This is a genomic window from Bacillus sp. FSL K6-3431, from assembly GCF_038002605.1.
Classification (GTDB): Bacteria; Bacillota; Bacilli; order Bacillales; family Bacillaceae_C; genus Lederbergia.
In genome coordinates, this window is record NZ_JBBOCT010000001.1 from 5,451,757 (window position 1) to 5,467,557 (window position 15,801).

General features: G+C 37.9%; 13 protein-coding genes. 12 read left to right on the plus strand and 1 reads right to left on the minus strand.

The window, feature by feature from the left end; translation table 11 throughout:
• Positions 1-229 precede the first annotated feature (229 nt).
• The 7 genes from dxs to MHB53_RS26020 all read left to right on the plus strand — a co-directional run bounded on the left by dxs (position 230) and on the right by MHB53_RS26020 (position 8,999).
• Positions 230-2,122 carry a 1-deoxy-D-xylulose-5-phosphate synthase gene (gene dxs, locus MHB53_RS25990; protein ID WP_340924283.1) on the plus strand — a complete coding sequence of 631 codons (1,893 nt, stop codon included), beginning with the start codon at positions 230-232 and terminating at the stop codon, positions 2,120-2,122.
• Between the two features lie 5 nt (positions 2,123-2,127).
• On the plus strand, positions 2,128-2,955 hold the full coding sequence (locus MHB53_RS25995; protein ID WP_340924285.1) for a TlyA family RNA methyltransferase: 828 nt from the start codon (positions 2,128-2,130) through the stop codon (positions 2,953-2,955).
• 107 nt (positions 2,956-3,062) lie between these two features.
• Complete coding sequence (gene ahrC / locus MHB53_RS26000) at positions 3,063-3,512, plus strand: transcriptional regulator AhrC/ArgR (RefSeq protein ID WP_340924288.1); 450 nt, start codon at positions 3,063-3,065, stop codon at positions 3,510-3,512.
• A 179-nt stretch (positions 3,513-3,691) separates the two neighbouring features.
• On the plus strand, positions 3,692-5,383 hold the full coding sequence (gene recN / locus MHB53_RS26005; protein ID WP_340924290.1) for a DNA repair protein RecN: 1,692 nt from the start codon (positions 3,692-3,694) through the stop codon (positions 5,381-5,383).
• A 110-nt stretch (positions 5,384-5,493) separates the two neighbouring features.
• Positions 5,494-6,780 carry a SpoIVB peptidase gene (gene spoIVB, locus MHB53_RS26010; RefSeq protein ID WP_340925013.1) on the plus strand — a complete coding sequence of 429 codons (1,287 nt, stop codon included), beginning with the start codon at positions 5,494-5,496 and terminating at the stop codon, positions 6,778-6,780.
• A gap of 271 nt (positions 6,781-7,051) precedes the next feature.
• Positions 7,052-7,837, plus strand: a complete 786-nt coding sequence (gene spo0A / locus MHB53_RS26015) for a sporulation transcription factor Spo0A (protein ID WP_340924293.1) — start codon at positions 7,052-7,054, stop codon at positions 7,835-7,837.
• A gap of 430 nt (positions 7,838-8,267) precedes the next feature.
• Positions 8,268-8,999, plus strand: a complete 732-nt coding sequence (locus MHB53_RS26020; protein ID WP_340924296.1) for a glycerophosphodiester phosphodiesterase — start codon at positions 8,268-8,270, stop codon at positions 8,997-8,999.
• 24 nt (positions 9,000-9,023) lie between these two features.
• Here MHB53_RS26020 and MHB53_RS26025 read toward each other — a convergent pair whose 3' ends face one another.
• On the minus strand, positions 9,024-9,260 hold the full coding sequence (locus tag MHB53_RS26025) for a DUF2627 domain-containing protein (protein ID WP_340924300.1): 237 nt from the start codon (positions 9,258-9,260) through the stop codon (positions 9,024-9,026).
• Positions 9,261-9,441: 181 nt separating this feature from the next.
• Here MHB53_RS26025 and bcd point away from each other — a divergent pair, with 181 nt between their 5' ends.
• The 5 genes from bcd (at position 9,442) to MHB53_RS26050 (ending at position 15,448) form a co-directional block, all read left to right on the plus strand.
• Positions 9,442-10,539 carry a branched-chain amino acid dehydrogenase gene (gene bcd / locus MHB53_RS26030; RefSeq protein ID WP_340924302.1) on the plus strand — a complete coding sequence of 366 codons (1,098 nt, stop codon included), beginning with the start codon at positions 9,442-9,444 and terminating at the stop codon, positions 10,537-10,539.
• 151 nt (positions 10,540-10,690) lie between these two features.
• Positions 10,691-12,115: a dihydrolipoyl dehydrogenase gene (lpdA, locus tag MHB53_RS26035; protein ID WP_340924304.1), complete on the plus strand. Its 1,425-nt coding sequence runs from the start codon at positions 10,691-10,693 to the stop codon at positions 12,113-12,115.
• A gap of 33 nt (positions 12,116-12,148) precedes the next feature.
• Entirely contained in the window at positions 12,149-13,144 is a 996-nt protein-coding gene (locus MHB53_RS26040) for a thiamine pyrophosphate-dependent dehydrogenase E1 component subunit alpha (protein WP_340924306.1), read from the plus strand.
• A 15-nt stretch (positions 13,145-13,159) separates the two neighbouring features.
• On the plus strand, positions 13,160-14,143 hold the full coding sequence (locus MHB53_RS26045; RefSeq protein ID WP_340924309.1) for an alpha-ketoacid dehydrogenase subunit beta: 984 nt from the start codon (positions 13,160-13,162) through the stop codon (positions 14,141-14,143).
• A gap of 30 nt (positions 14,144-14,173) precedes the next feature.
• On the plus strand, positions 14,174-15,448 hold the full coding sequence (locus MHB53_RS26050; RefSeq protein WP_340924312.1) for a dihydrolipoamide acetyltransferase family protein: 1,275 nt from the start codon (positions 14,174-14,176) through the stop codon (positions 15,446-15,448).
• The last annotated feature ends 353 nt before the right edge of the window (positions 15,449-15,801 follow it).

Here is a 15,801-nt window from a genome sequence, read left to right on the forward strand (position 1 = left end):
ATCGCCGTTATCACATTCGTGTTAGCGGCTATTTTTTCAATTGCTTCCAACGGGATATTAAATAATTCCGTGGCCACCTGGGCTTCTAGTTGTACTTTTTATTGTATTGATTGGTATACTTTTTGATATGATAACAATTGCATCGCACGCACTATAATAAAAACAATAAAAAGCAAAAAGATGAAGCGAAGACGAAGCAAAATATAAGAAACGAAAGTGAGTGGTCCCGTTGGATCTATTGACAATTAAAGACCCTTCATTTCTGAAAAAAATGAATAATGATGAATTAGAAAAATTAAGTTCAGAAATCCGTAATTTTTTAATAGAAAGACTTTCCCTAACAGGTGGGCATATTGGTCCGAATCTGGGAGTGGTTGAATTAACACTTGCACTGCATAAATGCTTTGATAGTCCTAAAGATAAAATACTTTGGGATGTGGGACATCAATCATACGTTCATAAAATATTAACTGGCAGAGGGGATCAATTCGACACTCTCCGGCAATATAAGGGATTATGTGGTTTTCCGAAAATGTCTGAAAGTGAGCATGACGTCTGGGAAACTGGGCATAGCTCTACATCGCTATCAGCAGCAATGGGCATGGCAATCGCTCGTGATATTAAAGGTGATTCATCGTACGTTATACCAGTAATAGGAGATGGCGCCTTAACAGGTGGCATGGCATTGGAAGCATTGAATCATATCGGACATGAACAAAAAGATATGATTGTTGTATTAAATGATAATGAAATGTCCATTGCACCCAATGTTGGTGCTCTACATAATATCCTTGGAAAACTTAGGACAGCTGGAAAGTACCAATGGGCTAAAGATGAACTGGAATATTTATTGAAAAGAATACCAGCTGTTGGTGGCAAACTAGCTGCAACTGCTGAAAGAGTAAAGGATAGTTTGAAGTATTTACTTGTTTCTGGTGTGTTTTTCGAGGAACTCGGATTTACTTATTTAGGTCCGGTTGACGGTCATGATTACGATGATTTATTTGAGAATCTTCAATATGCAAAGAAAACAAAAGGTCCTGTATTATTACACGTGATAACAAAAAAAGGCAAGGGCTATAGTCCAGCTGAATCAGATAAAATTGGTACTTGGCATGGTATTGGTCAATATAAAATAGAAACAGGCGATTTAATCAAGGCTGTTAATACACCTCCAGCATGGAGTGCTGTTGTAAGTGAAACTGTTCGGACGCTTGCAAGAGAAGATAATCGGATTGTCGCGATTACACCTGCAATGCCTGTCGGATCAAAGCTCGAAAATTTTGCAAAAGAATTTCCCGACCGAATGTTTGACGTGGGCATTGCTGAGCAACATGCAACGACCATGGCGGCTGGATTAGCAACACAGAAAATGAAACCATTTCTCGCCATTTATTCCACATTTCTTCAAAGAGCATATGACCAAGTTTTACATGATGTTTGTAGACAAAACTTAAATGTATTTTTTGCTATTGATAGGGCGGGGCTGGTCGGTGCAGATGGGGAAACACATCAAGGTGTTTTTGATGTTGCGTTTTTAAGAAGTCTGCCGAATATGGTATTAATGATGCCGAAGGACGAAAACGAAGGGCAGCATATGGTCAATACTGCTGTTCAATATGATGATGGACCCATTGGACTTAGAATTCCGCGTGGGAATGGGTACGGCGTTCCTATGGATGAGAATCTACAAATCATACCTATCGGTTCATGGGAAATATTAAAAACTGGCAATGATGCGGTGATTCTTACTTTTGGGACGACAATTCCGATGGCAATGGAAGCAGCTAAGAGATTAGAAAAGCAAGGAATCATGATACGAGTTGTCAACGCGCGATTTATTAAGCCAATGGATGAAAAAATGCTCCATCAGATTTTAGAGAATAATTTGCCGATCTTAACAGTCGAAGAGGCAGTGCTTCAAGGTGGATTCGGTAGTGCTGTAATGGAATTTGCTCATGATCAAGGGTACCATCATGCAATAATCGAGCGAATAGGCATACCTGACAATTTTATTGAACATGGATCTGTAAAAGAATTATTAAAAGAAATAAATATGACATCTGAAAGTATCGTATCAAAAATCAATGCGATTTTACCGCAAAAGATAAAAAGGGCGTAGCGTGAATGAAAGCAAAAAAACAAAGGCTTGATATATTATTAGTGGAACGTGGTCTTAGTGAAACACGAGAAAAGGCAAAGCGGGCTATAATGGCAGGTATTGTTTTTTCAAATGAAATGAGACTTGATAAACCTGGTGAAAAAGTAAACGAAGATATCGAATTAGTTATTAAAGGGAAAACAATGCCGTATGTAAGTCGTGGTGGATTGAAGCTTGAAAAGGCTTTGCAGGCATTTGAGATCAAAATGGATGGTAAAGTATTGATTGATATCGGCGCCTCAACTGGTGGGTTTACGGACTGTGCGCTGCAAAATGGTGCATTGATGTCATATGCGATTGATGTGGGCTATAATCAATTAGCATGGAAACTCCGTCAAGATGAGCGTGTGATTGTAATGGAAAGAACGAATTTTCGTTATGTTGAACCAGCTGATTTAGGAAAAGGCGTGCCAAATATATCTACTATTGACGTTTCGTTTATTTCATTAACGCTAATTTTACCTGTACTTAAGCATTTATTAGCAACAGGGAGCGACGTTATCGCTTTAATAAAGCCACAGTTTGAAGCAGGAAAAGGCCAAGTTGGAAAAAAAGGGATTGTTCGTGAAAAAAATATTCATGAGGACGTAATTACGAAAATCAAAGACTTTTCCTTGGCACAAGGTTACAATGTGTTAAATCTCTCTTATTCACCAATCACTGGTGGTGAAGGGAATATTGAATTTTTAATTCATCTAGGTTGGGATGGTAAAACAGACCAATCCGGATCCAATAAATTGCTTGACACAGTATCAGATATCGTAAATGAAGCACATGAAAATTTTAAAAAATAAATGTTTGGATTTAAGGGCTTTTCCTTTGGGATTGCCCTTTTCTTAATGAGTATTTATAATGATGTATAAATGAGCATAAAAATGCATATTTAAAAGGTGGGTCAAATATGACAAAAGGTCAAAGACATATAAAAATCAGAGAGCTGATAGGAACAAAGGAAATCGAAACGCAGGATGAGCTTGTAGAACGCTTGAAAAACGAAAATTATAACGTCACACAGGCAACCATATCAAGGGATATTAAAGAACTACACTTAGTCAAAGTTCCATTAATTGATGGACGTTATAAATATAGTTTGCCTGCAGATCAACGATTTAATCCACTGCAAAAACTAAAACGGGCATTAACTGATTCCTTTGTTGGAATTGACTATTCAGAAAATTTACTTGTAATGAAAACATTACCTGGAAATGCGCAAGCTGTGGGTGCACTAATCGACCACCTGGATTGGGGCGAAATTATGGGTTCGATATGTGGAGATGATACATGTCTGATTATATGTAGAACAGCTGAAGATGCAAGTGTAGTCAATGATAAACTCATTGAAATGTTATAAAAGGATGTTCAAAAAGTCCGGTAAAAATTGCTGTCGAATTTCGTTGTCAGCTTGCTTCTCCGCTCCTCACGTATTAAAAGCATACGCTCGGTGCTCGAAGTCTGCGCTTCCTAGAACTTCTCGGCTCTTTTTATCCTCCTTTTTGAACACGCATTATAAGAATGTGAGGTGTAATCTCTTTGTTGCAAGAACTGTCCATTAAAAATTTTGCAATCATTGATGAAATTTCGGTTTCATTTAATAAAGGATTAACGGTTTTAACTGGAGAAACTGGTGCGGGAAAATCAATCATTATCGATGCTGTTCATCTACTCGTAGGAGGGCGCGGTTCTTCCGAGTTTGTTCGGCACGGCGAGAAAAAGGCAGAAATCGAAGGGTTATTTTATTTGGATGAGAAGCATCCATGCTTTGCTAAAGCAAGTGAATTTGGAATTGAAATCGAAGAGGGTATGCTCATTTTACGTCGTGATATAGCGCAATCAGGGAAAAGTGTTTGTCGCATTAATGGGAAACTTGTAACGATTGCTGTTTTGCGTGAAATAGGTAGTACGATCATCGATATCCATGGTCAACATGAACATCAAGAATTAATGGATGAATCATTACATCTTCATTTATTAGATCAATTTGGCAAAGAGGAGATTGGTAAAGCATTATATGACTATCAAGAAATCTTTGTTGAATATGATCAAACCGCTAAACAAATGAAGCAACTTACTGAAAATGAACAGCAAATGGCGCATAGGCTAGACCTGCTCCAATTTCAGCTACAGGAAATACAAGCGGCAAATTTAAAACTAAACGAAGATGAAGAACTAATGGGCGAAAAGGGTCGCCTGACTAATTTTGAAAAAATATTTGCAGCGATTAAATCGGGTTATGAAGGATTACAGGGTGAGCAGCGAGCCATGGATTATATTGGACATGCAATGGGGCATTTGGAAACTGCTTCTGACCTCGATGACCATTATGTGGAAATATTAGACTCTGTCGCAACTAGTTATTATGCTCTTGAAGACGTAGTTGGTACGTTAAGATCAGAATTGGATAAACTAGAATTTGATCCAATGCGATTAAACGAAGTGGAGTCTAGGTTAGATGAAATTAACCAACTAAAACGAAAATATGGCACAACTGTAGAAGAGATCATTGAATTCAGTGCAAAAGTTGAAGAAGAAATCGAATTAATAATAAATCGAGACGTTCGAATTAATCAGCTCGAATCAAAGCTGTCATCCTTAAAAGAAGATTTACTCTTGGAAGGAAAACAATTAAGCGATTTACGAAAAAAATGGTCGAAAAGATTAACAAAAGCGATTCATCATGAATTAAAACAGCTCTATATGGACAAAACAATATTTGAACCCATATTTAAAGCTTCCGCAAATGAAGTCTCTTTTAAACAAGATGGAATAGATGAAGTAGCCTTTTATATTTCAACAAATCCTGGAGAACCATTAAAGCCGCTTTCAAAAGTAGCTTCAGGAGGAGAATTATCCAGGATGATGTTGGCACTTAAAACAATTTTCTCCAAGCATCAAGGAATTACATCGATTATTTTTGATGAGGTTGATACAGGAGTGAGTGGAAGAGTAGCACAATCAATAGCCGAGAAAATTCACCAAGTATCTTCGCATTCACAAGTGTTATGCATTTCACATTTACCTCAAGTGGCTGCTATGGCTGATACACATTTATTGATATCTAAAAATATTAATGCTGGAAGAACAAAAACCAATCTTTGCATATTAAACAAAGAAGAAAAAATAAAGGAAATTGGGAGAATGATTTCCGGAGTGGAAATCACTACTGTCACAAAAGAACATGCGAAAGAATTGTTAGAAATTGCCTATACGATAAAAAAAACTTGAAAAGCTATCCTATATTGGACAGCTTTTTTCTTTTTCGCTTGTTATAAATGCATGCATTGCAGGCTAAATTATAGGTGTGGGCTAGAAAGCGAGGAGAGTGAACATGATTGATGTATGAACGCATAAGAAAATTAACTGGTGGAATTCTCCTTGTTTCACTGATCATGTTGGCTTTTTATGAGCCATTTCAACAATATATTAAAATTCCCTCCAGCATTACAATGTTCGAAGGGGATGAAGAAATAATTACCAAAAGCGGTAGCGTTGCTGTATCTACAGCTTCTACAAATATAAATACAGCATTTACCGAAGATGAGCAAGCTATTTCTCTACAGGGAACGAATGCTGGTGAAGATAAATTAATATTGGAATTTGCTGGTTTTCCTGTCAAAGAAGTCGATGTAAATATCCTTAAAGACTTTAAAATACTACCAGGTGGGCAATCGATTGGTGTTAAATTAAATACATTAGGGGTATTAGTGGTAGGACATCATCTTGTAGCAACAGCAAATGAAAAAGTATCACCAGGAGAAGATGCAAATATTAAAGTTGGTGATATTATTACAACAATTGACGGTGAAAAAATTGAGGAAATGGTCGACGTTGCTCCTTTTGTAGAGGAGGCTGGAAAGAAAGGAAAGTCTCTTTTATTTACAATTCAACGTGGCCAAGAAAAAATAGAAACATCGATAAAACCGATGTTAGACGATAAAACAAAAGCATATAAATTAGGTTTATATATTCGTGATTCTGCTGCTGGTATTGGAACAATGACTTTTTATGATCCCAAATCGAAAAAATACGGCGCACTTGGTCATGTAATTTCCGATATGGATACAAAAAAGCCAATCGTCGTTGAGGATGGACAAATTGTAAAATCTACTGTGACAGCGATAGAAAAAGGGAAAAATGGCGCGCCAGGAGAAAAACTAGCCAGGTTTTCTGCTGATAGTGGAATAATTGGGAATATCACGTTAAACAGTCCGTTTGGCATTTTTGGCAAGCTAAATCAATCCGTTAAGAATGGAATTATTGATAAGCCAATGCCGATAGCGTTATCTCATCAGGTGAAAGAAGGTCCTGCAAAGATTTTAACAGTAGTCGATGGAAATGAAGTAGAGGAATATGACATTGAGATAGTAAGTACCATTCCACAAAAGTTTCCAGCTACAAAAGGAATGGTTTTGAAAGTGACTGATCCAACCTTATTAAGTAAAACTGGAGGTATCGTACAAGGCATGAGTGGCAGTCCAATTATTCAAGAAGGTAAAATAGTTGGCGCTGTGACACATGTGTTTGTAAATGACCCTACTTCAGGCTATGGTGTGCATATTGAGTGGATGCTTCATGAAGCTAAAATAAATATATATGAGAAAGAATCACAAAAAGCGAGCTGAGGGCGTATGTAGCCCTCTTTTTATTTTTATGAATAATCAATGGAAAACTATGGTATATTTATAATGAAGATTATTCGACAAATTGGATTGATACTGACGAATACAGTCGAAATATAGAGGTATTAGGAGCAAATGGAAGGTATTATAAGAAAAAATATATATTATTAAAAATAATAAAGGGATTTCACCCTATTTGGCGAAATTGTCTGATAGAATATAAAAAGTAGACATAAATTAACTAATTTTAGGGAATCTGAGGAGGAAAGTGACGTTGAAAAAAATTAAAGTATGTATTGTGGACGATAATCGAGAGTTAGTTGGATTGTTGGATGAATTTATTTCTTCGCAAGAAGATATGGAAGTGGTTGGAACTGCTCACAATGGCCAAGACTGCTTGCAATTACTTGAAGACGTTTCACCCGATGTATTGATTTTAGACATCATCATGCCGCACTTAGATGGTCTTGGTGTTCTAGAACGCTTGCGCCAATCGGAGACCCTTTCATTTCCAAGCGTAATTATGTTGACGGCATTTGGTCAAGAAGATGTAACAACGAAAGCAGTAGAATTAGGAGCCTCCTACTTCATTTTAAAACCTTTCGACATGGAGCATCTTGCAAACCATATACGTCAAGTAAGTGGTAAAGGAACAATGACAAATAGGAAACACACACCCCACAAAACATCTGACGAAAAAAAGCCTCGCAATCTGGAAGCGAATATTACATCAGTTATTCATGAGATTGGCGTTCCGGCACATATTAAAGGCTATTTGTATTTACGGGAAGCGATTTCAATGGTTTATAACGATATTGAATTACTTGGTTCTATTACTAAAGTGCTTTATCCAGACATTGCCAAGAAATTTAATACAACAGCAAGTAGAGTAGAAAGAGCGATACGCCATGCGATTGAAGTTGCGTGGAGTCGTGGAAACGTAGAATCGATATCTTCTTTATTTGGCTACACAATAAGCATGTCTAAAGCAAAACCGACTAATTCTGAATTCATCGCAATGGTTGCAGATAAGCTTCGCTTAGAACATAGAGCATCATAATCATCAGTGATTTGACAACGTTTTGATTGAAGAAGGAGCCGTTGATTTTACTGCATTCATACTATACTGCAACTTCAAAGCCTATAGACAAAAACCAATGAATTTAATTCATTGGTTTTTTGCGTTTAAAATGGTATTCCTGTCCACTCAGCCTGAGTTATGAGCCGCTCATGTAATTTCCTGTCCACTCAGCCTGAGTTATGAGCCGCTCATGTAATTTCCTGTCCACTTAGCCTGAGTTATGAACCATTCATCGGGAATCTGTAAAGTTAAAGTACAAATTAAACATCCCCTTGAAGCAATAGGGAGTGGAAAGCTTTTTGCGTGAATGGGATCCTTCCATTTTTTTATATAAAAATAAGGAGTTTATTTTCACAAAAGACAGTGAAAAGGGGTATGATGGTACTATCTTTTTATTGGTGGTGAAAAAATGACACTCATCATTGCACATCGGGGATCAGCTGGTACACATCCGGAAAACACAATGGATGCTTTTATTGCAGCAGAAAGATTTGGCGCAGATGGAATAGAACTTGATGTACATTTAACCTCGGATGGTCAGCTTGCTGTCATTCATGATGATACACTCGATAGAACCACAAATGGCACGGGAAATGTAAGGGATTTTTCCATGCAGGAGTTAAGGAAGCTTAAAGCAAATTATCATTATAAGCATTTTTTTAAGAGAGCATCAAAAATTCCTTCACTACAAGAAGTTTTTGAGTGGTTAGGTGAGAATAAATTGATTTGTAATGTAGAATTGAAAAATGTTAACATTCGGTATGTTGGATTAGAGGAAAAGGTAGTAGAACATATCAGAGATTTCGGATATGAAAATAGAATCATTATTTCTACTTTTAATCATGATTCACTTGTATATGTAAATCGAATTGCCCCAGACATCGAAACAGCACCTTTATATAAAGACTTAAAATATAAACCGTGGGAATATGCAGAATCCATTCATGCGAGTGGTGTCCATCCGAGATTTACAGCCATTACACCGGCTTTGATTAAAGATACAATCAAAAATGGTATGGCGGTTAGATTATATACAGTGAATAAGGAACGGGACATGAAGAAGTTTATGGAAACAAATTGCACAGCAATTATTACAGATTATCCGGAAAAAGCGTTAAAAATAAGAAATGAAAAAAAATAAAAATGATCTGCCACGGAGGCAGATCTACCGTTTACGAAAGCGATCTTGTACTTTATTACGCTTCCTATCACGATGCAAAACAAATCCAGCGATAAAACCTAACCCAAGGATGAAAAAGATAAGGCCTGAAAGAAATTGCATCCATAATTTTGGAAATGGGCTTTGCAGCATACCAAATAGCATATCTCTCATTAGTTTTATACCATAGCCCGCAAGAATCCCGGGAATCAATAACATGAAAAGTGCAGCAAGTCTACCCATAGTCGTCTCCTTAAAAAAGTTGTGCTAAAAAAATCATATACCATCGGAATTATTTGTCAAGAAACCCGCTTTTAGCTACAATGAAGTGAAGTGGGATATACTTACATACATAAGAATTTTTTATTTCGGCTATTGTAGGACAAACATTTAATAAGACATAGGCATAGAGGAGAATGAAGACATGAAGATATTTGAATACATGACGAATTATGATTACGAACAATTAGTATTTTGCCAAGATGAACAATCTGGCTTAAAAGCCATTATTGCTATTCACGATACAACACTTGGACCAGCGCTTGGAGGTACAAGAATGTGGCCATATAATAGTGAAGAAGAAGCAATAGAAGATGCACTTCGACTGGCAAAAGGAATGACTTATAAAAATGCAGCATCAGGATTAAATCTTGGTGGCGGAAAAGCAGTAATTATCGGTGATCCTAGAAAAGATAAAAGCGAGGAATTGTTTCGTGCCTTTGGTCGTTTTGTACAAGGTCTGAATGGCCGCTATATTACAGCGGAAGATGTAGGTACTACTGTGGAAGATATGGACTTAATTCATCTGGAGACGGATTTTGTTACAGGAATTTCACCAGCATTCGGATCTTCTGGGAACCCATCGCCAGTTACTGCGTATGGTTTATATGTTGGTATGAAGGCCGCTGCAGTGGAAGCTTTTGGAACAGATTCATTAGAAGGGAAAACAGTTGCTGTTCAAGGAGTAGGAAATGTAGCTTTTGAACTATGTAATTATTTACATAAAGAGGGAGCGAATCTCATCGTTACAGATATTAATAAAGAAGCAGTGAATCGAGCGGTAACTGCTTTTCATGCAAAAGCAGTTGATCCTGATGAAATCTACGGGGTCGATGCAGACATTTTTGCACCTTGTGCTCTAGGTGCAATTATTAATGATGAAACGATTCCTCAACTGAAAGTGAAAGTAATTGCTGGTTCAGCAAACAACCAATTAAAAGACACCCGACATGGTGACCAAATTCATGAAATGGGTATTGTGTACGCTCCAGACTATGTGATTAATGCTGGTGGCGTTATTAATGTCGCAGACGAATTAATTGGTTATAATAAAGAACGGGCATTAAAAAAAGTAGAATCAATTTATAATAATGTAGAAAGAGTAATTGAAATTTCTAAAAGAGATGGAATTCCAACCTACCTAGCAGCAGATCGTATGGCTGAAGAAAGAATAGAAAAGATGCAAAAATCAAGCAGTCAATTTTTGTTAAATAATAAACATATATTGTCTAATCGTATTTAATATAAAATAGACACAGGGAGCGCCTACGGGCGTTTTTCCCTGTATTTAAGATACATATTTAGTTAGCAATGTATTCAAACAGTGCATTGTATTTTAAATTATTATAAACAAATCTGATCAAGAATTTGAATAGCGATGTGGAGGGAACACTTTGACACAAGAATATGATATTGTCATTCTTGGCGGTGGAACAGGTGGATATGTCGCGGCAATTCGCGCAGCTCAGCTTGGTTTGAAAACTGCGATTGTTGAGACAAACAAAATTGGCGGAACGTGTTTACATAAAGGTTGTATCCCAAGTAAGTCACTTCTCAGAAGTGCAGAAGTGTATGCTACAGCTAAGCGTAGTGAAGAGTTTGGTGTCATGACGAAAGAAGTAAGTTTGGATTTCGAAAAAGTACAAGCTCGAAAAGATGATATTGTAAATCAGTTGTATAATGGTGTACAATCTTTAATAAAAAAAGGGAAAATCAATGTTTTTGATGGATTCGGCAGAATTCTTGGCCCGTCCATATTTTCACCGACTCCGGGAACAATTTCTGTTGAAATGACGAATGGTAAGGAAAACGAGATGTTAATTCCGAAAAATGTTATTATTGCAACAGGATCTAGCCCACGAAGTTTACCAGGGATAGAAATCGATGGATCAACGGTTATGACATCAGACGACGCACTGCAAATGGAGGAGCTCCCTAAGTCTATGATTATCATTGGTGGGGGAGTAATAGGGATTGAGTGGGCTTCCATGCTGGCGGACTTTGGAGTTGCTGTGACGGTATTAGAATATTCCGAAAACATTATTCCGACGGAGGACAAAGAGCTTTCAAGGGAGTTACAACGGTCTTTACAGAGAAAAGGAATTGAAATAATTACGAATGCAAAAGCAAAGGCTAATACATTTGCTATCGAAGCAGGCATGGCGAGTATTTCTGTTGACATTAACGGGGAAACGAAGACTGTTACAGCTGAAAAGCTCTTACTTTCCGTTGGAAGAAGAGGAAATACCGAAAATATCGGTCTGCAAAATACAGATATCAATGTAGAGAATGGATTCATACAAGTAAATGCTCACTTTCAAACGAAGGAATCACATATATATGCGATTGGCGATGTTATCGGTGGATTACAGCTTGCACATGTTGCCTCACATGAAGGAATAAAAGCTGTCGAACATATTGCTGGACTGACCCCCGATGCGATTGACTATAACACGATTTCAAAATGTATTTATAGTAATCCCGAGGTAGCAAGCGTAGGGTTAACGGAAAAAGAAGCAGTGGAAAAGGGATATACAATTAAGATTGGAAAAATTCCTTTTCGATCGAATGGAAAAGCACTTGTATATGGAGACTCAACAGGTTTTGTAAAAATAATTGCGGATGAGGAAACAGGTGATGTTTTAGGTGTGCACATGATCGGTCCTCATGTAACGGATATGATATCCGAAGCCGCACTTGCGCATGTATTGGATGCAACACCGTGGGAAATTGCAAATACCATTCATCCACACCCGACTTTAAGTGAAGTCATCGGTGAAGCTGCACTAGCCGTTGATGGGAAAGCCATCCATATGTAGTAGGAAAAATAATTTAGATAGGGGGATTCATAAATGGAAAAAAATCGCCATGCTGAGCTTGGACTCAGTGACCAACAAGTGTTGGATATGTACGAAACAATATTAATGGCCCGTAGGATTGACGAACGTATGTGGCTTTTAAATCGTTCAGGAAAGATCCCATTTGTTGTTTCGTGTCAGGGGCAGGAAGCGGCCCAAGTTGGTGCTTCATTTGCGCTAAACCGAGAAGAAGACTATGTTTTGCCGTATTATCGTGATTTAGGTGTTGTATTAGACTTCGGAATGACGCCAAAAGAAATAATGTTATCAGCATTTGCCAAAGCAGAGGATCCGAATTCGGGCGGGCGCCAAATGCCTGGACATTTTGGGCAAAAAAGTAATCGTATTGTCACTGGTTCTTCTCCAGTAACGACCCAAGTGCCTCATGCGGTAGGTATCGCACTGGCAGCAAGAATGGAGAAAAAGAATCTTGTTACATTTGTTACGTTTGGAGAAGGTTCATCCAATCAAGGAGATTTTCACGAAGGATTAAACTTTGCTGGTGTACATAAATTACCTGTTATCTTCATGTGCGAAAATAATCACTATGCTATTTCAGTTCCACTTGAAAAGCAAATGGCATGTGAAAAAGTTTCGGATCGAGCGATTGGATATGGGATGCCAGGTGTGACGGTAGATGGCAATGATCCACTTGAAGTGTACAGAGTCGTGAAGGAAGCGGCAGATAGAGGCCGTCGTGGAGATGGTCCGTCACTTATAGAAGTGATAACCCACCGTTTAACTGCCCATTCATCAGATGATGATGATCGTTTCTATCGGTCACCTGAAGAACTTGCTAAAATGAAAAATGAAGATTCACTTAGTATGTTTGAAGCATATTTAATAGAAAATGAGTTATTAAATGATAATATAAAAAAAGAAATAAACGACCGTGTGATGGAAAAGGTAAACGAAGCGACGGACTATGCTGAAGCAGCGCCATATCCTGAACCAGAAGATACTTTAACATTCGTTTATGCAGCGGAGTAATAGGGGGAATGAACAATGGCAGTAATTTCTTATATTGAGGCTATCACTATGGCGATGCGTGAAGAAATGGAACGAGATCAAAAAGTATTCATTCTTGGGGAAGATGTGGGTAAAAAAGGTGGCGTGTTTAAAGCTACTCAAGGTCTCCATGATCAATTTGGAGAAGAAAGGGTTATTGATACGCCACTGGCGGAATCCGCAATTGCAGGGGTTGGAATAGGGGCAGCTATGTATGGTTACCGACCAATCGCCGAAATGCAATTTGCTGATTTCATATTGCCAGCTGTAAATCAAATCATATCCGAAGCAGCTAAAATTCGCTATCGTTCCAATAATGATTGGACTTGTCCGATTGTTATTAGGGCTCCATATGGCGGTGGTGTACATGGTGGACTTTACCATTCCCAATCAATTGAATCTATTTTTGCAAACCAGCCAGGATTGAAGGTCGTTATGCCATCAACTCCATATGATGTAAAAGGATTACTAAAAGCGTCTATACGTGATGAGGACCCTGTCCTTTTCTTAGAACATAAACGTGCCTATCGACTTATTAAAGGTGAGGTGCCTGATGAAGATTATGTTTTGCCGATTGGTAAAGCCGATGTAAAGCGGGATGGTGACGATATTACCGTCATTACATATGGATTATGTGTGCATTTCGCGCTTCAAGCTGCCGAACGACTTGCCGAGGATGGCATCGAGACCCATTTATTGGATTTGAGGACCATATATCCACTTGATCAAGAAGCAATTATCGAAGCAGCAGCAAAAACCGGTAAAGTCTTGCTTATTACAGAAGACAATAAAGAGGGAAGTATTATTGGAGAAGTGGCAGCAATTATTGCCGAGCATTGTTTATTCGAACTCGATGCTCCTATTATGAGGTTAGCAGGACCAGACACTCCTGCAATGCCATTTTCACCAACACTGGAAAAATATTTTCTGATAAACCCGGATAAAGTTGAAAAGGCAATGCGCGAGCTGGCAGAGTATTAACAGTGCGTGTTCAAAAAGGAGGTTATCAAATTGGCGATAGAAAACATCATCATGCCTCAGCTCGGGGAAAGTGTAACAGAGGGAACAATTACTAATTGGCTAATCCAACCTGGTGATAGCGTAATTAAGTATGATCCAATAGCAGAAGTAATGACTGATAAAGTAAATGCAGAAATTCCATCTTCTTTTACGGGTACTGTTACAGAGTTACTTGCAAAAGATGGTGATACACTTGCTGTAGGCGAAGTTATTTGTACAATTGAAACGGATAGCTCGGGTACGGTAGTTAATCCTGAAGCTGAAAATCAGAAAGAAGTTAAAGTTGGAATGCCATTAAGCGAATCAATAAAAAATCAAGGTGAAGCGATACATAGTATTGCTAAAACACGTTATTCACCTGCAGTATTAAAATTGTCGCAAGAACATGATATTGACCTATCGCAAGTAACAGGAAGCGGTAAAGACGGCCGGATAACAAGGAAGGACTTAAAGAAACTTATAGAGTCTGGAACTACACCGATAGCAGATACAGTTATCCAACCAAAAAAACCTCGTATTTCTATTTCACCAGTTCCGAAAGTACCGGATGTTCTTCCGACCCTTCCAGGGGACGTAGAAATACCGATTACAGGTGTGCGGAGAGCAATTGCGGATAAAATGCTTCGGAGTAAGCATGAAGTCCCACATGCGTGGACGATGACAGAAGTGGATGTAACGAGTCTTGTAAAATATCGTGATTCATTGAAAACGGAATTTAAAAAGGAAGAAGGTTATAATTTAACCTATTTTGCTTTCTTTATTAAAGCTGTTGCTCAAGCATTAAAAGATATTCCTATGATTAATTCGATGTGGGCTGGAGATAAGATCATTCAAAAGAAAGATATTAATATCTCCATCGCTGTTGCAACAGATGATGCGTTATTTGTTCCAGTCATTAAAAATGCAGATGAAAAGTCTATTAAAGGTATTGCAAAAGAAATTGCGGAACTGGCCCATAAAACAAGAAAAGGGTCCTTGACAAACGAGGATATACAAGGAGGAACCTTCACTGTTAATAATACTGGTTCATTCGGCTCGATTCAGTCAATGGGGATCATCAATCATCCTCAAGCCGCTATTTTACAAATTGAATCCATTGTTAAAAGACCCGTTATTATCAACGATATGATTGCTGTTCGTGATATGGTAAATATCTGCTTATCACTTGACCACCGTGTTCTTGATGGTGTCATTTGTGGAAAGTTTTTGCAACGCATTAAAAGTATACTTGAAAATATTTCAAAAGAAACGCAATCTATATACTAAGAATAGCTATCAATGATGGTGGTAGCATGGGCTGTCGAGAAAACCTCGACAGCTATTTTAGTATCCACCAACTTGATGCACAACTAAAATTAATAGTTGCTTACCGCTTGCTCACCCCATTTATAAGCCACTCAATGGATATACAGTCCACTCACCGTGGTTTATAAGCCACTCAATGCATATTCTGTCCACTCACCGTGGTTTATGAGCCACTCAATAGATTTCCTGTCCACTCACCGTCATTTATAAGCCACGTACTGTCCATTGAATTAGATGATAGCTTTTTAATATGGTGCATACATTGCTTGAGAACCATAAGTATAATAAAATATAAATATAGAAAAAAGATAGCG

Coding starts and splice junctions, on each gene's coding strand:
- MHB53_RS25995 (WP_340924285.1), top strand. CDS start 2,128: ATGAAAGCAAAAAAACAAAGGCTTGATATATTATTAGTGGAACGTGGT.
- ahrC (WP_340924288.1), top strand. CDS start 3,063: ATGACAAAAGGTCAAAGACATATAAAAATCAGAGAGCTGATAGGAACA.
- spoIVB (WP_340925013.1), top strand. CDS start 5,494: ATGTATGAACGCATAAGAAAATTAACTGGTGGAATTCTCCTTGTTTCA.
- MHB53_RS26020 (WP_340924296.1), top strand. CDS start 8,268: ATGACACTCATCATTGCACATCGGGGATCAGCTGGTACACATCCGGAA.
- MHB53_RS26025 (WP_340924300.1), bottom strand. CDS start 9,260: ATGGGTAGACTTGCTGCACTTTTCATGTTATTGATTCCCGGGATTCTT.
- bcd (WP_340924302.1), top strand. CDS start 9,442: ATGAAGATATTTGAATACATGACGAATTATGATTACGAACAATTAGTA.
- MHB53_RS26040 (WP_340924306.1), top strand. CDS start 12,149: ATGGAAAAAAATCGCCATGCTGAGCTTGGACTCAGTGACCAACAAGTG.
- MHB53_RS26045 (WP_340924309.1), top strand. CDS start 13,160: ATGGCAGTAATTTCTTATATTGAGGCTATCACTATGGCGATGCGTGAA.